The organism is Acidovorax sp. GW821-FHT10E03, assembly GCF_059415205.1.
Genome location: NZ_JBWKMU010000006.1, coordinates 62,606 through 81,145, shown reverse-complemented (window position 1 = coordinate 81,145; position 18,540 = coordinate 62,606). Strand labels below are relative to the sequence as shown.

General features: G+C 68.4%; 22 protein-coding genes. 17 read left to right on the top strand and 5 right to left on the bottom strand.

All coding sequences use genetic code 11. The annotated features are described in order from the left end of the window. Nucleotide 1 precedes the first annotated feature (1 nt). The 4 genes from AC07OD_RS11950 to AC07OD_RS11935 all read left to right on the top strand — a co-directional run bounded on the left by AC07OD_RS11950 (nt 2) and on the right by AC07OD_RS11935 (nt 3,461). Nucleotides 2-775 (top strand): ABC transporter ATP-binding protein, encoded by a 774-nt coding sequence (locus tag AC07OD_RS11950; protein WP_218297915.1) that lies wholly within the window; start codon nt 2-4, stop codon nt 773-775. After that, nucleotides 768-1,493: an ABC transporter ATP-binding protein gene (locus AC07OD_RS11945; RefSeq protein WP_218297914.1), complete on the top strand. Its 726-nt coding sequence runs from the start codon at nt 768-770 to the stop codon at nt 1,491-1,493. Before AC07OD_RS11950 ends, AC07OD_RS11945 begins: the two co-directional genes overlap by 8 nt. Before the next feature lie 7 nt (nt 1,494-1,500). Continuing rightward, nucleotides 1,501-2,481, top strand: a complete 981-nt coding sequence (locus AC07OD_RS11940; RefSeq protein ID WP_494596811.1) for a Bug family tripartite tricarboxylate transporter substrate binding protein — start codon at nt 1,501-1,503, stop codon at nt 2,479-2,481. A gap of 62 nt (nt 2,482-2,543) precedes the next feature. Continuing rightward, on the top strand, nt 2,544-3,461 hold the full coding sequence (locus tag AC07OD_RS11935) for a DUF1932 domain-containing protein (protein WP_494597031.1): 918 nt from the start codon (nt 2,544-2,546) through the stop codon (nt 3,459-3,461). Here the strand turns inward: AC07OD_RS11935 and AC07OD_RS11930 are convergent. Continuing rightward, nucleotides 3,454-4,374 (bottom strand): LysR substrate-binding domain-containing protein, encoded by a 921-nt coding sequence (locus AC07OD_RS11930; protein WP_218297912.1) that lies wholly within the window; start codon nt 4,372-4,374, stop codon nt 3,454-3,456. The two genes, AC07OD_RS11935 and AC07OD_RS11930, sit on opposite strands and share 8 nt — an antisense overlap. A 190-nt stretch (nt 4,375-4,564) precedes the next feature. On the opposite strand from AC07OD_RS11930, the gene AC07OD_RS11925 reads away from it, so the two are divergent. The 8 genes from AC07OD_RS11925 (at nt 4,565) to AC07OD_RS11890 (ending at nt 11,458) form a co-directional block, all read left to right on the top strand. Continuing rightward, complete coding sequence (locus AC07OD_RS11925) at nt 4,565-5,224, top strand: substrate-binding domain-containing protein (RefSeq protein ID WP_494596810.1); 660 nt, start codon at nt 4,565-4,567, stop codon at nt 5,222-5,224. Nucleotides 5,225-5,419: 195 nt separating this feature from the next. After that, entirely contained in the window at nt 5,420-6,454 is a 1,035-nt protein-coding gene (locus AC07OD_RS11920; RefSeq protein ID WP_494596808.1) for an amidohydrolase family protein, read from the top strand. A 1-nt stretch (nt 6,455) separates the two neighbouring features. Next, nucleotides 6,456-7,139 (top strand): 4-carboxy-4-hydroxy-2-oxoadipate aldolase/oxaloacetate decarboxylase, encoded by a 684-nt coding sequence (ligK, locus tag AC07OD_RS11915; protein ID WP_218297909.1) that lies wholly within the window; start codon nt 6,456-6,458, stop codon nt 7,137-7,139. 91 nt (nt 7,140-7,230) lie between these two features. Beyond that, nucleotides 7,231-8,232: a Bug family tripartite tricarboxylate transporter substrate binding protein gene (locus tag AC07OD_RS11910; RefSeq protein WP_218297908.1), complete on the top strand. Its 1,002-nt coding sequence runs from the start codon at nt 7,231-7,233 to the stop codon at nt 8,230-8,232. A gap of 27 nt (nt 8,233-8,259) precedes the next feature. After that, nucleotides 8,260-9,183: an amidohydrolase family protein gene (locus AC07OD_RS11905; protein WP_218297907.1), complete on the top strand. Its 924-nt coding sequence runs from the start codon at nt 8,260-8,262 to the stop codon at nt 9,181-9,183. 4 nt (nt 9,184-9,187) lie between these two features. Then, nucleotides 9,188-9,628, top strand: coding sequence for a protocatechuate 4,5-dioxygenase subunit alpha (ligA, locus tag AC07OD_RS11900; protein WP_492806592.1), 441 nt, complete (start codon nt 9,188-9,190; stop codon nt 9,626-9,628). A 2-nt stretch (nt 9,629-9,630) separates the two neighbouring features. Next, nucleotides 9,631-10,497, top strand: coding sequence for a class III extradiol dioxygenase subunit beta (locus tag AC07OD_RS11895; RefSeq protein WP_218297905.1), 867 nt, complete (start codon nt 9,631-9,633; stop codon nt 10,495-10,497). Nucleotide 10,498: 1 nt separating this feature from the next. Continuing rightward, the gene (locus tag AC07OD_RS11890) at nt 10,499-11,458 is read left to right on the top strand and encodes a Gfo/Idh/MocA family oxidoreductase (protein ID WP_494596804.1); all 960 of its coding nucleotides are present in this window, start codon (nt 10,499-10,501) and stop codon (nt 11,456-11,458) included. Between the two features lie 129 nt (nt 11,459-11,587). Here AC07OD_RS11890 and map read toward each other — a convergent pair whose 3' ends face one another. Together map and AC07OD_RS11880 are read right to left on the bottom strand one after the other, a co-directional pair. Beyond that, complete coding sequence (gene map / locus AC07OD_RS11885) at nt 11,588-12,379, bottom strand: type I methionyl aminopeptidase (protein WP_494596802.1); 792 nt, start codon at nt 12,377-12,379, stop codon at nt 11,588-11,590. Beyond that, a complete protein-coding gene (locus tag AC07OD_RS11880; protein ID WP_369643656.1) occupies nt 12,379-12,633 on the bottom strand; it encodes a ParD-like family protein in 255 nt (84 codons plus the stop codon). Before AC07OD_RS11880 ends, map begins: the two co-directional genes overlap by 1 nt. Before the next feature lie 143 nt (nt 12,634-12,776). On the opposite strand from AC07OD_RS11880, the gene AC07OD_RS11875 reads away from it, so the two are divergent. Next, a complete protein-coding gene (locus tag AC07OD_RS11875; RefSeq protein WP_494596800.1) occupies nt 12,777-13,781 on the top strand; it encodes a GNAT family N-acetyltransferase in 1,005 nt (334 codons plus the stop codon). A gap of 36 nt (nt 13,782-13,817) precedes the next feature. Here AC07OD_RS11875 and AC07OD_RS11870 read toward each other — a convergent pair whose 3' ends face one another. After that, the gene (locus tag AC07OD_RS11870) at nt 13,818-14,246 is read right to left on the bottom strand and encodes a hypothetical protein (protein ID WP_218297901.1); all 429 of its coding nucleotides are present in this window, start codon (nt 14,244-14,246) and stop codon (nt 13,818-13,820) included. Between the two features lie 153 nt (nt 14,247-14,399). Between AC07OD_RS11870 and AC07OD_RS11865 the strand changes: the two genes are divergently transcribed. From AC07OD_RS11865 to AC07OD_RS11850, 4 genes are all read left to right on the top strand, one after another. After that, entirely contained in the window at nt 14,400-15,011 is a 612-nt protein-coding gene (locus AC07OD_RS11865; protein ID WP_494596798.1) for a YdeI/OmpD-associated family protein, read from the top strand. Nucleotides 15,012-15,027: 16 nt separating this feature from the next. Continuing rightward, entirely contained in the window at nt 15,028-15,414 is a 387-nt protein-coding gene (locus AC07OD_RS11860; protein ID WP_492254132.1) for an iron chaperone, read from the top strand. A gap of 56 nt (nt 15,415-15,470) precedes the next feature. Next, on the top strand, nt 15,471-16,490 hold the full coding sequence (locus AC07OD_RS11855) for an aldo/keto reductase (RefSeq protein WP_494596795.1): 1,020 nt from the start codon (nt 15,471-15,473) through the stop codon (nt 16,488-16,490). A gap of 83 nt (nt 16,491-16,573) precedes the next feature. Further along, the gene (locus tag AC07OD_RS11850) at nt 16,574-17,344 is read left to right on the top strand and encodes an immunity protein Imm33 domain-containing protein (RefSeq protein ID WP_494596793.1); all 771 of its coding nucleotides are present in this window, start codon (nt 16,574-16,576) and stop codon (nt 17,342-17,344) included. Between the two features lie 234 nt (nt 17,345-17,578). On the opposite strand, the gene AC07OD_RS11845 is transcribed toward AC07OD_RS11850, so the two are convergent. After that, on the bottom strand, nt 17,579-18,499 hold the full coding sequence (locus tag AC07OD_RS11845; RefSeq protein ID WP_494596791.1) for an OmpA family protein: 921 nt from the start codon (nt 18,497-18,499) through the stop codon (nt 17,579-17,581). Nucleotides 18,500-18,540: the final 41 nt, after the last annotated feature.

Below are 18,540 nucleotides of genomic sequence, written 5' to 3'. Positions count from 1 at the left end.
TATGAACACGACAACCTCCACCACCGTGCTGTCGGCGCAGGGACTGGTCAAGCGCTTCGGCGGCATCACGGCCACGAACAACGTCACGCTCGATCTGAAAAAGGGTGCACGCCATGCGCTCATCGGCCCCAACGGCGCGGGCAAGACCACGCTGATCAACCTGCTGACCGGCGTGCTGGAGCCCACCGAAGGCTCCATCGTGCTCGAAGGGCAGGACATCACGCGCCTGGCGCCGCACCAGCGCGTGGCGCGCGGCATGGTGCGCACCTTCCAGATCAACCAGCTGTTCGACAGCCTCACGCCGCTGGAAACCCTGGCGCTCACCGTGTCGCAGCACCAGGGCCTGGGCGGCAAATGGTGGCAGCCGCTGGGCGCGCGCCGTGCGGTTACCGAGCGCTGCGAGCAACTGCTCGAGCAGTTCCACCTGACCTCCGTGATGGCCGAGGAAACGCGCGTGCTGGCCTACGGCAAGCGCCGCCTGCTGGAGATCGCGATCGCCCTGGCCTGCGAGCCGCGCGTGCTGCTGCTGGATGAACCCGTGGCCGGCGTGCCTGCGGGCGAACGCGAAGAACTGCTGCAGACCGTGGCGGCACTGCCCGCCGATGTCTCGGTGCTGTTGATCGAACACGATATGGACCTGGTTTTCAGCTTTGCCAACCGCATGACGGTGCTGGTCAACGGCACGGTGCTCACCGAGGGCGACCCGGACACGATTGCCAACGACCCGCAGGTGAAGGCCGTGTACCTGGGGCATGGGGAGGATGCGCATGCCTGAGCTGTTGAAGATCGAAGGCCTCAGCGCGGGCTACGGCGAGGCCGTGGTGCTGCAAGGCATCTCCCTCTCGCTGGCCGAGGGCGACACCCTGGCGCTGCTGGGCCGCAACGGCACCGGCAAGACCACGCTCATCAACACCCTGGCGGGGGCCACGCGCCAGCATGGCGGCAGCGTGTCGCTGGGCGGTGCCGTGCTGCACAGGCTGCCCTCGCACGAGCGCGCGGCGGCCGGCATCGGCTGGGTGCCGCAAGAGCGCAACATCTTCAAGTCGCTCACGGTGCACGAGAACCTCACGGCCGTGGCGCGCCCCGGCCGCAAGGGTTCCAGTGCCCGGCCCTGGACCCCAGAGCGCGTGTACGAAATGTTTCCGCGCCTGGCCGAACGCAAGACCAACCTGGGCACGCAACTGTCGGGCGGCGAGCAGCAGATGCTGGCCGTGGGCCGCGCGCTGGTGCTCAACCCGCGCCTGCTGCTGCTCGACGAGCCGCTCGAAGGCCTGGCGCCCATCATCGTGGAAGAGCTGCTGCGCGCCATCCGCCGCATCACGCGCGAAGAAGGCCTGTCGGCCATCATCGTGGAGCAACACCCGCAGGCCATCCTGGCGATCTCCGACCAGGCCGCCGTGCTGGACCGGGGGACCGTGGTGCACACCGGCACGGCCGCGGAGCTGCAGGCGCAGCCCGAGCTGCTCGGCCGCCTGCTGGGCGTGGCGCGGTAGATCCGCCATGGCCTTCCTGCACCGCAGAACCCTGCTGGCGTTGTGCGCCGTGCCTTTCGCGGCCGGGAGCCAGGCGCAGCAGCCGGCGTTCCCCTCGCGCCCCCTCCGCATCGTGGTGCCCAACGCCGCGGGCGGCGCGGCCGACATCACGGCGCGCACGGTGGGCCAGAAAATCGCGGGCCCCCTGGGGCAGAGCGTGGTGATCGAGAACAAGCCCAGCGCCGGCGGCGTGGTGGCGGGCGAACTGGTGGCGCGTGCCGAGCCCGACGGCCACACGCTGCTGCTCATCAGCAGCGGCACGGCGGTGAGCGCCGCGCTGTTCCATTCGCTGCCTTTCGACACCCTCAAGGACTTCGCGCCGGTGTCCCTGCTGGCCACCTTCGACCTCGCGATCGTCGTGCGCGAAGGCGGGCGCTTTTCCACCCTGGCGGACCTGCTGGCCTACGGCCGCGCCCACCCGGGCAAGCTCAACATCGGCACGCCGCAGATCGGCACCACGCAGAACCTGGCGGCCGAACTCTTCAAGGTGACCGCCGGCATCGACGCCCAGGTGGTGCCCTTCAACGGCACGCCGCCGGTCATCACGGCCGTGCGCGGCGGCGAGGTGGACGCCATGGTGGACATCCTCGGCGCTCTGATGCCGCAGGTCGCCGCCAAGGCCCTGCGCCCGCTGGCCGTGCTGGGCGCCCGGCGCGCGCCGCAGCTGCCCGGTGTGCCCACGGTGCGCGAAAGCGGCGGCCCGCTGGAGGACTTCAACGTCACGTCCTGGAACGGCCTGGCCGTGCCCGCGCGCACACCGCCCGCCGTGGTGGAGCGGCTCTCGCGCGAAGTGCAGGCGGCCCTGGCCCAGCCCGACGTGAAAAAACGCCTGCTGGAGCTGAACCTGCAGGCCCAGGGCAGCACGCCCGCGCAGGCCAGCGAACACCTGGCGGCCGACGCGCGGCGCTGGGCCGATGTGATCGCCCGGGCCAAGATCGCGCGGCAGTAGGGCGCTCCGCAAGGCGCATGGTGCGCCCGGGGGCTGCGTCGACACGGAGGCAAAAGATGAACCTGCAGATTGAACACATCGGCCTCATTGGCTACGGCGAGGTGGGCAAGATTTTCGGCACGGGCCTCAAGGGCCAGCCGGGCGTGGCGAGCATCGCTGCCTGGGACCTGAAGTTCGGGGACGATCGCACCGCGTCCGCAGAGCGCGCGCACGCAGACCGGGCGGGCGTCGTGGCCACGGCCTCGGTGCGCGAGCTGTGCGGGCGCTCGGACCTTGTCATCTCGGCCGTCACTGCCTCCAGCACGCTGGCCGTGGCCGCAGCGGCCGCACCGCACCTGCGCGCGGGCACGGTGTTCCTCGACCTGAATTCCGCATCGCCCGGCACCAAGCAGCAGGCGGCCGCGCTGGTGGATGCGCGCGGCGCGCACTACGTGGAGGCGGGCGTGATGACCTCGGTGCCGCCCCATGGCATCCGCGTTCCCATGCTGCTGGGCGGCGCACAGGCCGCCGCGCTGGCGGAGGTGCTGGGCCGCTGGGGCATGGATGCCAAGCCGGTGAGCGCGCAACTGGGCATCGCCAGCGCCATCAAGATGTGCCGCAGCATCATGATCAAGGGCCTGGAGGCGCTGGTGGCCGAGAGCTACGCCACGGCCCGCCACTACGGTGTGGAAGACCAGGTGCTGCCCACGCTGCAGGAGACCTTTCCCGGCATCGACTGGAGCGCGCAGGGCGCGTACTTCCTGAGCCGCGTGGCGCAGCACGGCCAACGCCGCGCGGAGGAAATGCGCGAGTCCGCCCACACCGTGCGCGAAGCGGGCATGGAGCCCGTGATGGCATCGGCCATTGCCGCCAAGCAGCAGTGGGTGGCCGACCTGGCCGCCACGGGCGCGTTTGCGGACGTGGCCCAAGGCGCGCGCTGGCAGGACTACGCGGATGCCTTGCTTGCGGCCCGCACTCCCTCGGGGGACCGTTCTAGGTAGGCTCGAAAACCAGCGGCACGGTGCGCTGGATCAGGTCCAGCGCCGCCTTTTGCACCTGCGTGGCCGGCCGCTGCAGGCTGGTGGCCAGCGACAGCGCGATGCGCAGCGGTGGCTTGCCAGGCGTGCCGATGACCTGGGCGGTATAGGCCGAAGGCCGGGGCGAGTTGAGCAGCGCATTGCGCGACAGCACCGCGCAGCCCGCGCCGTCGGCCACCAGGTCCAGGATGGCGGAGACGCCGTCGATCTCCAGCGCCACCTCGGGGCGGCAGCCGATGCTGGCCATTTCCGATTCCACATGCATGCGGATGGCGTTCGGGCGCGACGGGATGATCAGCGGCAGCCGCGCCACCTCGGCCAGCGGGATGGGGCCGGGCGGCGGGTCTTCGGCCAGGCCGGGCGGGCGCACGCGCACCAGCACCAGGTCTTCGTCGATGAGGTGCGACACATCGATGTCGCGCGAGGGCTGGGCGTTGTAGAGCACCACGATGTCCAGGCGCCCGCTGACCAGCCCCTCCAGGATGGCGCCCGAGAGCCCCTCGCTGATGGACAGGCGCGCCTCGGGCAGCTCCTGGCGGAACGCGCGGGTCAGCGGCACCGTCATCACCCGCGCCACGCTGTTGGGCAGGCCGATGGCCACGCGGCCCGACAGCCCGCCGCGCATGCGGTCCATGTCTTCGCGCGCCCGCGCCATCTGGTGCAGGATGCCGCGCCCGTGCTCCACCAGCAGCTTGCCCGCCTCGGTGGGCGTGGCGCCCCGGCCGTTGCGCACCAGCAGGTTCTGGCGCAGCTCCACCTCCAGCAGGCGGATCTGGCGGCTCAGCGCCGACTGCGCCACGTCCAGCGCGGCGGCCGCGCGGGTGAAGCTGCCCAGCTCGGCCACGCGCACAAAGTATTCCAGCTGCTTGAGGTCCATGGGGGTCGACAGAGGGGAGTGTTTCCTATCGGTAAATGATATACCTGATAGATGGTGTGCCTACTTTTTGTATAACTTGCCTTCACCCAGAATCGGCCTACACAGCGGCACCGCCGCCTGTGCCGCAGCCTTGTTGTCCCCTTTCCAATCGACGCCCGTCATGCCCCAACACCTTCGCGGAATCTCGTCCATGGCCACCCGCCAGGTGCTGGCCGAGCTGACCTCCGGCTATGAGGAGGCGACCGGTCACCGCGCCAGCATCGAGGCGGTGGGCGGTGTGGACGCCGCCCAGCGCGTGTTGGCCGGCGAGGCCTTCGATGTGGTGGTGCTCGCCTCCGACGCCATCGCCAGGCTGCTGGCCGCGGGCTGCATCGTGCCCGGCAGCGTGGTGGACCTGGTGCATTCGGGCGTGGCGGTGGCCGTGCCCGCCGGTGCGCCGCTGCCGGACATCGGCTCCGAAGACGCCGTGCGCCAGGCCGTGCTGGCGGCGCGCAGCATCAGCTATTCCACCGGCCCGAGCGGCGTGGCGCTGGCAAAACTGTTCGAGCGCTGGGGCATCGCTGATGAGATCGCCGGCCGCATGGTGCAGGCCCCGCCCGGCGTGCCCGTGGGCTCGCTGGTGGCCAAGGGCGAGGTGGAACTCGGTTTTCAGCAATTGAGCGAGCTGCTGCACGTGCAGGGCATCACCATCGTCGGGCCGCTGCCGCCCGCCATCCAGATCACGACCACGTTTTCCGCTGGGATCGGCGCGTTGTCGCAGCAGGCCGATGCCGCGCGCGAACTGCTGGTCTACATGGCGTCGCCACAGGCTGCAGATGCCAAGCGCAAGCAGGGCATGGAGCCTGTATGAGGAACAACCCCCCGAGGCGCTTCGCGCCTTCCCCCTTCTCTCGCACCGCTGCGCGCTGCGGGAAGGGGGACGACGCCCTCGCTGCGGGGCGGCCCTTGCTTGGCGTCCCTCGCGATGACGTCGTGCCAGCGGCAAGGCTTGCGGGCTTTGCGGGCCGGTGCGAAGAACTGACATAGACATAAGGAGAACCGAGACATGAGCCTCATCATCGACTGCCACGGCCACTACACCACGGCCCCCAAGGCGCTGGAGAACTGGCGCAATGCGCAGATCGCCGGCATCAAAGACCCAGCCGCCATGCCCAAAGTGGCAGACCTGCACATCAGCGACGACGAGCTGCGCGAATCCATAGAGACCAACCAGCTCAAGCTGATGAAGGAGCGCGGCAGCGACATCACGCTGTTCAGCCCGCGCGCCAGCTTCATGGCCCACCACATCGGCGACTTCAACGTGTCGAGCACCTGGGCCGCCATCTGCAACGAGCTGTGCTACCGCGTCTCCACGCTGTTCCCCGACCATTTCGTGCCCGTGGCCATGCTGCCGCAAAGCCCCGGTGTCGATCCCGCCACCTGCATCCCCGAGCTGGAGAAGTGCGTGCACGAATACGGCGCCGTCGGCATCAACCTGAACCCCGACCCCTCGGGCGGCCACTGGACCAGCCCGCCGCTGACCGACAAGCACTGGTACCCCATCTACGAAAAGATGGTGGAGTACGACCTGCCCGCCATGATCCACGTGAGCACCAGCTGCAACGCGTGCTTCCACACCACGGGCGCGCACTACCTGAACGCCGACACCACGGCCTTCATGCAGCTGATCCAGGGCGATTTGTTCAAGGACTTCCCCACGCTCAAGTTCCTGATCCCGCACGGCGGCGGCGCGGTGCCCTACCACTGGGGCCGTTTCCGGGGGCTGGCGCAAGAGATGAAGAAGCCGCTGCTCGACGAGCACCTGATGAACAACGTGTTCTTCGACACCTGCGTGTACCACCAGCCCGGCATCGACCTGCTGAACACGGTGATCCCGGTGAAGAACGTGCTGTTCGCCAGCGAAATGATCGGCGCGGTGCGCGGCATCGACCCGACCACCGGCAACTACTACGACGACACCAAGCGCTACATCGAGGCGTCCACGATCCTCAGTGCCGAAGACAAGCACCAGATCTACGAAGCCAACACGCGCCGCGTGTTCTCCCGACTCGATGCACGCCTGAAGGCAAAGGGGCTCTGACATGTACGAACTAGGCGTTGTCTACCGCAACATCACCCGCGCCGACCGCGCGGCCGCCGACGGCCTGGCCGCTTTGGGCTCGGCCACCGTGCACGAGGCCATGGGCCGCGTGGGCCTGCTCAAGCCGTACATGCGGCCCATCTACGGCGGCCAGCAGGTCAGCGGCACGGCCGTGACCGTGCTGCTGCAGCCCGGCGACAACTGGATGATGCATGTGGCGGCCGAGCAGATCCAGCCCGGCGACATCGTGGTGGCGGCCGTCACCTCCGAATGCACCGATGGCTACTTCGGCGACCTGCTGGCCACGTCCTTCCAGGCCCGTGGCGCCCGCGCGCTCATCATCGACGCCGGCGTGCGCGACGTGAAGACGCTGCAGGAGATGAACTTCCCCGTGTGGAGCCGCGCCATCAGCAGCAAGGGCACGATCAAGGCCACGCTGGGCTCGGTGAACATCCCCGTGGTGTGCGCCGGTGCGCTCGTCACGCCGGGCGACGTGATCGTGGCCGATGACGACGGCGTGGTCTGCGTGCCCGCCGCACGTGCCGCCGCCACGCTGGAAGCCGCGCAAAAGCGCGAGAGCTTCGAAGGCGAAAAGCGCGCCAAGCTCGCTTCGGGCGTGCTGGGCCTGGATATGTACAACATGCGCCCCGGCCTGGAGAAGGCGGGCCTCAGGTACATCGACTGACACGCCAGTTTTGAATCTTTCAGGCCTCTAACGCTTTACTGGAAAGCGCTGGAAGCTATTGAATTTATAGCATTCTTTTTTTCTGCATCCCATGACCTTTCGCACCTTGTCCCCCCTGCGTCGCAGTCTTGCCTTGGCCCTGGGCCTGGCCGCCACCCTGGGCCTCGCGTCCCACGGCGCACACGCCCAGGCCTTCCCTACCAAGCCCGTGCGCATCATCACGCCCTTCCCCGTGGGCGGTGGTCCCGACGGCGTGGCGCGCATCGTGGCCGAGAAGCTGGGCCGCATCTGGAACCAGCCCGTGGTGGTCGAGAACCGCCCCGGCGGCAACGGCTTCATCGCCATCGATGCCTTCAAGCGCGGTGCCAAGGACGGCCACGACCTGATCGTGCTGGACAACGTGCACCTGGCCGCCTACCCCAGCCTGTTCAAGAAGCTGCCCTACGACGTGGCCAAGGACTTCGACACGCTGCTGCCGCTGTTCAAGACCCACTTCTTCTTCACCGTGGGCACGGGCAGCAAGTACAAGACCGTGGGCGACATCGTGGCCGACGCCAAGGCCCGCCCGGGCAAGCTCAACTACGGCTCCTGGTCGGTGGGCAACCCCGTGCACCTGGGCTCCGAGCTGTTCGAGAGCGCCACCGGCACGCAGATGGAGCACGTGATCTTCAAGGAGACCACGCAGCTGTACACCTCGGTCGCCACCGGCGACATCGACTTCGCCTTGGGCAGCGCCGCCACCGCCGGGCCGCTGTACCGCGCGGGCAAGCTGCGCCTGCTGGCGTTCGCCGGCCCCCAGCGGTCGGCCGAGTTCCCCGACGTGCCCACCGTGGCCGAAGCCGGTGGCCCCAAGGACTTCGCCGTGACCGGCTGGAACGCCATCGCCGTGCCGCCCGGCCTGCCCGCGGCCGTCACCGACAAGATCAAGCGCGACATCGAGCAGGCCCTGACGGGTGCCGATGTGGCCGAGAAGTTCAAGACCTTCGGCTACGAGCAGTTCCCCACCACGCGTGCGCAGTTCGCCCAGTTCGTGAAGGACGAGAGCCAGCGCTTTGGCGACGTGATCAGGAAGGCCAATGTGTCGCTGGATTGATCGGAGCGAAACGCAAGGAGCACGCACATGAGTGAATTCACCAAGACCCCTGGCTGGCTCGACTGGTACGCCGGCCCGAGCAAGCCGCGCTTCCAGGTGCCCGCGGGCGCCGTGGACGCGCACTGCCACGTGTTCGGCCCCGGCGCCGAATTTCCCTACGCGCCCGAGCGCAAGTACACGCCCTGCGACGCCAGCAAGCAGCAGCTCTATGCGCTGCGCGACCACCTGGGCTTCGCGCGCAACGTGGTGGTGCAGGCCACCTGCCATGGCGCGGACAACCGCGCCATGGTCGATGCGCTCGTGCACTCGGGCGGCAAGGCGCGCGGCGTGGCCACGGTGCGCCGCTCGGTGAGCGACGAGGAGCTGCAGGCCATGCACGACGCCGGCGTGCGCGGCGTGCGCTTCAATTTCGTCAAGCGCCTGGTGGACTTCACGCCCAAGGACGAGCTCATGGAGATCGCGGCGCGCATCGCCAAGCTCGGCTGGCACGTGGTGATCTACTTCGAGGCGGTGGACCTGCCCGAGCTGTGGGATTTCTTCACCGCACTGCCCACCACGGTGGTGGTGGACCACATGGGCCGCCCTGACGTGACCAAGCCCGTGGACGGGCCCGAGTTCGAGCTGTTCCTGAAATTCATGCGCCAGCACCCCAATGTGTGGAGCAAGGTCAGCTGCCCCGAGCGCCTGAGCGTGGCCGGGCCCAAGGCGCTCGATGGCGAGCAGGCCGCCTACCGCGACGTGGTGCCATTCGCGCGCCGCGTGGTCGAGGAGTTCCCGGACCGCGTGCTCTGGGGCACCGACTGGCCACACCCCAACCTCAAGGACCACATGCCCGACGACGGCCTGCTGGTGGACTTCATCCCGCACATCGCCACCACGGCCGGGCTGCAGCAAAAACTGCTGGTGGACAATCCCATGCGGCTGTACTGGCCGGAAGAAGAAAAGGGCTGACGCCATGTCCCTCGACAAACCCTACCTGGACGTGCCCGGCACGACCATCTTCGATGCAGAGCAAAGCCGCAAGGGCTACTGGCTCAACCAGTTCTGCATGAGCCTCATGAAGGCCGACAACCGCGCCCGCTTCAAGGCCGACGAGCGCGCCTACCTCGACGAGTGGGCGATGACCGAGGAACAGAAGCAGGCCGTGCTCGCGCGCGACCTCAACTGGTGCATCCGCCTGGGCGGCAACATCTACTTCCTGGCCAAGATCGGTGCCACCGATGGCAAGAGCTTCCAGCAGATGGCCGGCTCCATGACCGGAATGACCGAGGACGAGTACCGCGCCATGATGGTCAGCGGCGGCCGGTCGGCGCAGGGCAACCGCGTCATCGGCGAAGACGGCGATGCCCAGGCGCACCGCCAGCCGCAGGGTGCTGCGGGAAAGAAAGGAAACTGAACATGGCGCGTATCACCGCCTCCGTCTTCACCTCGCACGTGCCCGCCATCGGTGCCGCGCTCGATCTGGGCAAGACGCAAGAGGACTACTGGAAGCCGCTGTTCGCGGGCTATGACTTCTCCAAGCAGTGGATGAAGGACAACAAGCCCGACGTCATCTTCCTCGTCTACAACGACCATGCCACGGCCTTCAGCCTGGAGATGATCCCCACCTTCGCCATCGGCACCGCCGCCGAGTACCAGCCCGCCGACGAGGGCTGGGGCCCGCGCCCCGTGCCCAAGGTCATCGGCCACCCGGACCTGGCCTCGCACATCGCGCAGTCGGTCATCCAGCAGGATTTCGACCTCACCATCGTCAACCGCATGGACGTGGACCACGGCCTCACGGTGCCGCTGTCGCTCATGTGCGGCCCGCAGGATCCGGTGGACGGAGCCTGGCCCTGCCCGGTGATCCCGTTCGCGGTCAACGTGGTGCAGTACCCCGTGCCCAGCGGCCGCCGTTGCTACAACCTGGGCCAGGCGATCCGCAAGGCCGTGGAGAGCTACGACGAAGACGTCAACGTGCACATCTGGGGCACGGGCGGCATGAGCCACCAGCTGCAGGGCCCGCGCGCGGGCCTGATCAACAAGGACTTCGACAACGCCTTCCTCGACAAGCTCATCAGCGACCCCGAGGCCGCCGCCAGCATCCCGCACATCGACTACGTGCGCGAGGCGGGCAGCGAGGGCATCGAACTCGTGATGTGGCTCATCGCGCGCGGCGCCATGGCCGACGTGGCCGGCGGCAAGCCCCCGAAGCTGGTGCACCGCTTCTACCATGTGCCCGCATCCAACACGGCCGTGGGCCACCTGATCCTGGAGAACACCTGACATGACCAAGACCATCAAAGTAGCGCTTGCGGGCGCGGGTGCCTTCGGCATCAAGCACCTGGACGGCATCCAGAACATCGACGGCGTGGAAGTCGTTTCGTTGATCAGCCGCGACCTCGACAAAACGAAGGAAGTCGCCGCCAAGTACGGCATCGGCCATGTCACCACCGACCTGGCCGACAGCCTGGCCCTGCCCGAGGTGGACGCGGTGATCCTGTGCACGCCCACGCAGATGCACGCCGAGCAGAGCATCGCATGCCTGAAGGCCGGCAAGCACGTGCAGGTGGAGATCCCGCTGGCCGACAGCCTGAAGGGCGCGCAGCAGGTCGTCGCCGCGCAAAAGGAAAAAGGCCTGGTGGCCATGTGCGGCCACACGCGCCGCTTCAACCCCAGCCACCAGTACGTGCACCGGAAGATCCAGGCCGGCGAGTTCAACATCCAGCAGATGGATGTGCAGACCTACTTCTTTCGCCGCACCAACACCAACGCGCTGGGCCAGGCGCGCAGCTGGACGGACCACCTGCTGTGGCACCACGCCGCCCACACCGTGGACCTGTTCGCGTACCAGGCGGGCAGCCCCATCGTGAAGGCCAACGCCATCCAGGGCCCGATCCACCCGGTGCTGGGCATTGCGATGGACATGAGCATCCAGCTCAAGGCCGAGAACGGCGCCATCTGCACGCTGTCGCTCTCGTTCAACAACGACGGCCCGCTGGGCACGTACTTCCGCTACATCGGCGACACGGCAACGTACCTGGCGCGCTACGACGACCTGTACAACGGCAAGGACGAGAAGATCGACGTGAGCCATGTCGACGTGTCGATGAACGGCATCGAGCTGCAGGACCGCGAGTTCTTCGCCGCCATCCGCGAAGGCCGCGAGCCCAACTCCAGCGTGAGCCGCGTGCTCGCCTGCTACGAGGTGCTGCACGACCTGGAGCAGCAGCTCAACGCGGGCTGAAGTTGGGTTTATGGGGCTGGATAGGCCCCCTGCGCTCATTAGGAGCGCGCGGGCAGCTATCGAATCGATAGCTGCTTTTTTCTTGCCCGGGCGTCCTGCACACGCAGTGCCCCTGGCTGAAGCCGGCGGTCAGATCGGTGCGTAGCTGCCCGTGCCGCCCGGCCAGGCCGTGAGCACTTCGTACCCGTCGGGCGTCACCGCCACCATGTGCTCCCATTGCGCGGACAGCGACCGGTCCTTGGTCACCACGGTCCAGCCGTCTGCCAGCTCCTTGGTCTCGCGGCCGCCCGCGTTGAGCATGGGCTCGATGGTGAAGACCATGCCGGCCTCGAGCGTGAGCCCGGTGCCGCGCTGGCCGTAGTGCAGCACGTTGGGCACGTCGTGGTAGACCTGTCCGATGCCGTGGCCGCAGTATTCGCGCACCACGCTGAAGCGCTCGCGCTGCGCCACGGTCTGGATCGCGTGGCCGACGTCGCCCAGCGTGGCGCCGGGCCGCACCTGCCGGATGCCTGCGCACAGGGCTTCGTACGTTGTTTCCACCAGGCGCCGGGCGAGCGTGCTGGGCGCACCGACGAAGTACATGCGGCTGGTGTCGCCGTACCAGCCGTCCTTGATCACGGCCACGTCGATGTTGACGATGTCGCCCTTCTTCAGGATCTTGTCGTGCGACGGAATGCCGTGGCAGACCACCTGGTTGACGGAAGTGAGGATGGTCTTGGGATACCCCAGGTAGCCCACGTTGGCCGGCACCGCGCCCTGCACGTTCACGATGTGGTCGTGGCAGATGCGGTCCAGTTCCTCGGTGCTCACGCCGGGCACCACGTGGGGCTCGATCATGTGCAGCACCTCGGCGGCCAGCTGCGCGGCGCGCCGGGACTGTGCCAGCTCGTCCGCAGACCGGATGGGAACGTCGCGCGCCATCAGTGCTTCCCGTTGGCCACGGCGCGGGGCTTGGCCGGCAGGCCGTTCACCGCCATGCCGATATCGAAGCCACCCGCCAGTTCGGCCCGCACCAGCAACTGGCAGATCTCGCGGTGGTCGAGCTCCGGGTGCATCTCGGTCAGCATGCCCACCCGCATCCAGTGCTCGGCCTGCGCGTTGATGGAGCGGCTCAGCGCGGTGCCTGCGACACGCAGGTTTTCGTGCATCTGGTCTGAAATCTTGACGATACCCATGGATGATCTCTATACAAAACGTATACGAATTATATATAAAACGTGTGGCTGCGTCTTAAGGTGGCACACAGGGTGCGCTGGCCACAATGCCAGGCTTGCCATGCCCTCACACCCCGGACACACCGCCCCAGGAGCCCATCCCGATGCAACCACCGCAGCACGTGACATTCCGGGCTTTTGCCGGGGCCTCGGATTTTCCGGCCATGGTCGCCTGTGCGAACGCCAGCTTTGCCGCCGACCAGACCCGGTTCTTTCGCACCGTGGAGGACGTGGCGCGGGACTACGCCGCGTTCACCCAGTGCGTGCCGCAGCAGGACGTGTGGATCGCGCAGGCGGGCGATGAGATCGCTGGCTATGTGCGTGCCTGGCATTGGGCACAGGCCGATGGGCTGCAGCTCTACGGGCAGTTTGCGGTCGTTGCGCCGCGGTGGCGCCGGCAGGGCATCGGCGCACGGCTGCATGCGTGGCTGGAGGCGCGCCAGCGCGAGATGGCGGCGGCCCTGGGCCAGGCCGGCCCGCATGCGCATCACGCCTTCGTCACAGAGGGCGAAACCGCACGTGCGGCGCTGCTGGAAAAAGCGGGCTACCGGCCCGAGCGCTATTTCTTCACCATGGGCCGCCCCACGCTGCAGGCCATTGCCGACTTTGCGCTGCCTGCCGGCCTGGAAGTGCGTGCGGTGCAGCCCGGCCACTACCGCGCCATCTGGGATGCGCATGCCCGCGCTTTCCATGCGCACTGGGGCTATGCACCGCCCGACGAGGCGGACTACCAGCGCTGGCTGGCCAGCCCGGTCTTCCAGCCGCACCTGTGGCAGGTGGCCTGGGACGTGCGGATGAACGAGGTGGCGGGCCAGGTGCGCACCTACATCGACACCACATGGAACGCGGGCAATGGCCGCCAGCGCGGATGGACGGAATTCATCAGCGTGGGCGAGCGCTGGCGGCGCCGCGGCCTGGCGCGGGCCCTGATTGCGCGCAGCCTGCGCGTCCAGGCCGATGCAGGCATGCAGGAGTCCGGGCTGGGGGTGGACAGTGAGAATGCGAGCGGCGCGCTGCGCGTCTATACGGACTGCGGCTTCGTTGTGGAACAGCGCAACTGCGTGTTCCGCAAGCCGCTGGTGCTGGGCACCCCCGGCCGCGGGGCCTGACGCCACCGGCACCACGCGGCCGGCAGGCGCGGGCTGTCACAGGGACCGGGACAGCGCGATGAGCCCCCAGACAAGCACCACCAGCTGGGCAAGATTGACGAGCAGCGCGGTGGCATGCACCCGGCGGAACCGCTGCACCGCCCCGCCGTTCCTGGCTTCTATCTGGCTGCCCAGTTGCTGCATGGCGGGCACCAGGCGCTTGCGCAAGGCCGTGGAAACCGCTGCCATGGCCGCCGCGCCAGCGGCATAGGCCCACTGTCCCCACAGCGCGTAGCTGGCCGACGCGCACAGGGCCACCCAAAATGCAGCCTTGTAGTAGACATTGAAGAAACCGCGCACGAACCGGGCGTCGAGCGGCTCGTCGTGCTGGAGGATCAGCAGCGGCAGGCCGCCCAGCAGGAAGTAGGCGGTGGTGACGAGCATGGCGACAGTGAAGAAGAAGGCTGCGTAGATGGCGGAAGGCATGGCGCTTCTCCTGGGCGGGATGGGCCGCTGCGGTGCGCGCGGCTTCGCGTAATGTATCGCGCCGACCCGGCGCAGCAAACCACCGCGGCCTCCGTGGCCGGCGCGCCATGGCCGGCTATCCGTGCGCGCGGATGTTGGCAACAATGGCACCCCATGACCACGCCTGCCTTCTTTGCCACCTCCGCTGCCTTCCGCCAGTGGCTGCAAGCCCATGCGGCACACGCGCCCGAACTGCTCGTGGGCTTCCACAAGGTCGGCTCGGGCCGCCCGTGCATGACCTGGTCCGAGTCGGTGGACGAGGCGCTGTGTTTTGGCTGGATCGACGGCGTGCGCCGGCGCATCGACGAGCACACCTATTCCATCCGCTTCACGCCGCGCAAGCCATCGTCCGTCTGGAGCGCGGTGAACATCGCCAAGATGGAGCAGCTGAAGGCCGCCGGCCGCATGACGCCCGCGGGCCTGGCGGCCTTCAGCCACCGCAAGGCCGACAAGTCCGCGATCTACTCGCACGAACAGGCCGCAGTGGCCGAGCTGCCCGCCGCGCAGTCGCGCGAGTTCAAACGCCACAAGAAGGCATGGCAGTTCTTCGAGGCCGCCCCCGCGGGCTACCGCAAGTCCATGCTGCACTGGGTGACGTCGGCCAAGCGGCCTGAAACCCGCGCGGCGCGGTTTGCGCAGCTGCTGGCGGCCTCGGTGGCCGGCGAGCGGATCGACCTGTGGACCCGGCGCCCCCGCGCGGGCGATGCTGCTACACCTTCGGCCTGAAAGGACCTCGCCCACCATGGCCCCGCCCGCGCCCTCCCAACCCACCACCATCGCGGACTACATCGCGGCCGCCCCCAAGGCGGGCCAGCCGCTGCTGCATGCGCTGTACGCCATCCTGAAGCGCGCCGCGCCGCAGGCCGAGGAAGCCATCAAGTGGAACACGCCGTTCTTCATCGAGCCGCGCTTCGTGTACGCCTTTTCGGCGCACAAGGCGCATGCGAGCTTTGCGCCGCCCGCTGCGGCACTCGCGCATTTCGGGCAGGCGCTGCAGGCCGTCAGGACGACCAAGGGCACCATCGTGCTGCCCTACGACCAGCCGCTGCCGGCAGAGCTGATCGAACAGATTGCGCGGTACAGCGTGCAGCGCGTGCGCGCGCGCACCACGGACAGCTTCTGGGAGTGAGCACGCCGCGTAGCGGCCGTGCGGCGCGGGGTGCATGCATGCCGTAAGCTTGCGCCATGCAACAAAGAAACCTTGGACCTTTCTCCGTCTCGGCCATCGGCCTGGGCTGCATGAACCTCTCGCACGCCTACGGCGCGCCCGTGTCGGCCGAGCAGGGCGAGCGCGTGCTGCTGGCCGCGCTCGATGCGGGCGTGACGCTGTTCGACACCGCCACGCTGTACGGCTTCGGCGCCAACGAAACGCTGGTGGGCCGCGTGATGAAAAGCCACCGCAGCCGCTTCACCCTGGCCAGCAAATGCGGCATGCAGGGCGTGGACGTGAACGGCGACGGCAAGCTGGTGCGCGTGATCGACGGCCGCCCCGCCACGCTGCGCCAGACCTGCGAGGACAGCCTGCGCCGCCTGCAGACCGACGTGATCGACCTGTACTACCTGCACCGCTGGGACAAGAAGGTGCCCATCGAGGACAGCGTGGGCGCATTGGCCGACCTGGTGCGCGCGGGCAAGATCCGCAGCATCGGCCTGTCCGAAGTGTCGGCCGCCACCCTGCGCCGCGCGCACACGGTGCACCCCGTCGCGGCGGTGCAGACCGAGTATTCGCTGTGGACACGCAACCCCGAGATCGCCGTGCTCGACGCCTGCCGCGACCTGGGCGCGGCCTTCGTGGCCTTCAGCCCCGTGGCGCGGGGCTTTCTGTGCGGCGAACTCAGGGACGTCTCCGCCCTCGACCCCAAGGACATCCGCCGCGCCATGCCCCGCTTCGCGCCCGATGCCTACGCCGCCAACCTGCAGCTGCTGGACGGCTACCAGGCCATCGCGCGCGAAGTGGGCTGCACGCCGGCGCAGCTGGCGCTGGCCTGGCTGCTGCACCAGGGCGGGCACATCATTCCCATCCCCGGGACGACCAGCGTGGAGCACCTGCGGGACGATGTGGGCGCGGCCGGTGTGCGGCTCGATGCCACGGTGCTCGCGCGGCTGGATGCACTGATCAACGAGCGCACCGTGGTGGGCCCGCGCTACAGCGCGCAGAGCGCGAGCGAGGTGGACACCGAGACGTTCGAAAGCCACGCGGTGTAAGTCGTCCTGCGGCCCCGGACCGCCTGGCGGGCGCCACGGACGACGCCCGGCCGCCCTGGGCCGCCCAGCCGCACCTGAAAAAAATGTCCCTGCGCTCCATCCTCTCGACATTCGGCCGCAAGCCTGCACCGGCGCGGCTGGACACGCCATCCGTGCACGCCACTTCCCGGTGCAAGCTGTACGGCCATCCCGAGTTCCAGATCCGCGTGTCGAACAGCGCGGTGCCGGTGGAGGACATCTCCTTCCTGCTGCAGTTCTTCGAGCAACGGGTCGCCCGGGGCGAGAAGTTCCGCGGTGGCGAGAGCCTGCAGGTCGGCTGGATGTTCACGATGCTGGAAGAGGGGCCCGCAGGATTCCTGCGGGTGCTGGAGCCCGACATGCAGGTGGTGCCCGTGAAGTTCGTCGATTCGGTCGACAACACGCTCATGCAGCTGCGCAACCAGAAAGACGTTGTGGAGAGCCTCTCCCCGTCCATCGCGCCGGACTTTCCGTCGCTTCGCCAAAGCGCCGTCGTGCACGTGAACTACCAGGAAGCCCGTCGAATCCTGCTGACCCGAAACGACCCCGTCGACGCGGCGGATTCCGGCTGGTGGCTCTCGGACCTGGACGACGAGGCACGCCTTGAGGATCCGGCACGCTTCATGAAGACCTCCCTGTACCAGCTGGGCGTGCACCGCCCCGACCTGATCCAGTTCCTTGCGGTGCCGGCGGGATTGCAGGTGGCCGTGGACGGCGCGCGCATCAGCGTGCTCGGACCCGTGCAGGAGGTGCAGCAGATTCCGGGCTCGTACCTGAGCGAATTGAACAAGGCGCGGCAGAGCGCCGTCTCGGCCGGTCGGTCCTCGGCAGGCTAAGCCAGGCACAGGCACGAGGGCTCTCGCCCATCTCACCAGGCGGGCTGCGGCATTCCGCGGTCACAAACACCTCGCAGACCTCCGCTCGCGGCCACGTTCAAAGGCTGCGCTTCCTGAAAGGAAAAAGCCCTGGAGCATCACTGCTCCAGGGCTTGTTCGTTCGGCACGCTGGCGGGATCTGGTGACCTTGCCGTCCCCCGGCCTGTCCGCCGAGGGATCGGGCGCCCCAGGGGCTCAACGGCCGCGCAGGGTGCCCTTGTCGTCGGCGATCACGATCTCCACGCGGCGGTTCATGGCGCGGCCTTCCGGCGATGCGTTGTCGGCCACGGGGTGGGCCTTGCCGTAGCCGCGCGCGGTGATGCGGCTGTTGTCCACGCCGCGCTGCACCAGCGCGTCGCGCACGGACTGGGCGCGGCGGTCCGACAGGTCCTGGTTGTAGCCGTCGGAGCCCACGCTGTCGGTGTAGCCCTCGATGAGCAGCTTGCGGTCCGGGAACTGCTTGAGGAAGCTGGCCAGCTTGTCCAGGCGGGGGCCGGCCTGGGCCGACAGCTCCGCCTTGTTGAAGGCAAACAGCACGTCGCCCAGCGTCACGAGCAGCCCGCGCTCGGTCTGCTGGGCTTCCATGTCGCGCAGCTGGGCTTCCAGTGCGCGCACGCGGTCCTGTGCGGCGCTGGCCTGGGCCATGGCAGCGGTGGCGTTGGCCTGCTGCTGGGCGGCGCGTTGCTCGGCGCTCATGGCCTGGGCCTGGGCCTGCTGGGCGCGCAGGCGGGCCTGGTCGGCCTCCTGGGTGCGGGCCTGCAGGCGGATGCGGTCGGCGTCGCCGCTGGCTTGCTGGATGCTGGCGTCCAGCTGGCGCGAGCGTGCCGCGTTCGTGGCGATCTCGGCGCGCTGGCGTGCGATGTAGGCCAGGTGGTTGGTTTCCGATTCGTCGTGGTCGTCGGCCCATTCGCGGTCGGCGCGGGCCAGAGCGTCGGTCGCTTCCTTCAGTTCCACGGGGGCGTACTGGTTCACGATGGGGTCGCCGGCGACGGCGCTCACGGCGGAGCGGGCCTGCTCCAGGGCCGGGAACGGCGCGGTGCTGGCACAGGCCGCGAGCAGCCCCACGGCGATGAGGCTGGTGCACAGGGCAGTGGTACGTTGGATCAATCGGTGCATGGTGTGGTGTCCTTCAAAGGTCAAGAGCGGCCCGCGGTGCG

Coding starts and splice junctions, on each gene's coding strand:
- AC07OD_RS11950 (WP_218297915.1), top strand. CDS start 2: ATGAACACGACAACCTCCACCACCGTGCTGTCGGCGCAGGGACTGGTC.
- AC07OD_RS11945 (WP_218297914.1), top strand. CDS start 768: ATGCCTGAGCTGTTGAAGATCGAAGGCCTCAGCGCGGGCTACGGCGAG.
- AC07OD_RS11940 (WP_494596811.1), top strand. CDS start 1,501: ATGGCCTTCCTGCACCGCAGAACCCTGCTGGCGTTGTGCGCCGTGCCT.
- AC07OD_RS11930 (WP_218297912.1), bottom strand. CDS start 4,374: ATGGACCTCAAGCAGCTGGAATACTTTGTGCGCGTGGCCGAGCTGGGC.
- AC07OD_RS11925 (WP_494596810.1), top strand. CDS start 4,565: ATGGCCACCCGCCAGGTGCTGGCCGAGCTGACCTCCGGCTATGAGGAG.
- AC07OD_RS11920 (WP_494596808.1), top strand. CDS start 5,420: ATGAGCCTCATCATCGACTGCCACGGCCACTACACCACGGCCCCCAAG.
- ligK (WP_218297909.1), top strand. CDS start 6,456: ATGTACGAACTAGGCGTTGTCTACCGCAACATCACCCGCGCCGACCGC.
- AC07OD_RS11910 (WP_218297908.1), top strand. CDS start 7,231: ATGACCTTTCGCACCTTGTCCCCCCTGCGTCGCAGTCTTGCCTTGGCC.
- AC07OD_RS11905 (WP_218297907.1), top strand. CDS start 8,260: ATGAGTGAATTCACCAAGACCCCTGGCTGGCTCGACTGGTACGCCGGC.
- ligA (WP_492806592.1), top strand. CDS start 9,188: ATGTCCCTCGACAAACCCTACCTGGACGTGCCCGGCACGACCATCTTC.
- AC07OD_RS11895 (WP_218297905.1), top strand. CDS start 9,631: ATGGCGCGTATCACCGCCTCCGTCTTCACCTCGCACGTGCCCGCCATC.
- AC07OD_RS11890 (WP_494596804.1), top strand. CDS start 10,499: ATGACCAAGACCATCAAAGTAGCGCTTGCGGGCGCGGGTGCCTTCGGC.
- map (WP_494596802.1), bottom strand. CDS start 12,379: ATGGCGCGCGACGTTCCCATCCGGTCTGCGGACGAGCTGGCACAGTCC.
- AC07OD_RS11880 (WP_369643656.1), bottom strand. CDS start 12,633: ATGGGTATCGTCAAGATTTCAGACCAGATGCACGAAAACCTGCGTGTC.
- AC07OD_RS11875 (WP_494596800.1), top strand. CDS start 12,777: ATGCAACCACCGCAGCACGTGACATTCCGGGCTTTTGCCGGGGCCTCG.
- AC07OD_RS11870 (WP_218297901.1), bottom strand. CDS start 14,246: ATGCCTTCCGCCATCTACGCAGCCTTCTTCTTCACTGTCGCCATGCTC.
- AC07OD_RS11865 (WP_494596798.1), top strand. CDS start 14,400: ATGACCACGCCTGCCTTCTTTGCCACCTCCGCTGCCTTCCGCCAGTGG.
- AC07OD_RS11860 (WP_492254132.1), top strand. CDS start 15,028: ATGGCCCCGCCCGCGCCCTCCCAACCCACCACCATCGCGGACTACATC.
- AC07OD_RS11855 (WP_494596795.1), top strand. CDS start 15,471: ATGCAACAAAGAAACCTTGGACCTTTCTCCGTCTCGGCCATCGGCCTG.
- AC07OD_RS11850 (WP_494596793.1), top strand. CDS start 16,574: ATGTCCCTGCGCTCCATCCTCTCGACATTCGGCCGCAAGCCTGCACCG.
- AC07OD_RS11845 (WP_494596791.1), bottom strand. CDS start 18,499: ATGCACCGATTGATCCAACGTACCACTGCCCTGTGCACCAGCCTCATC.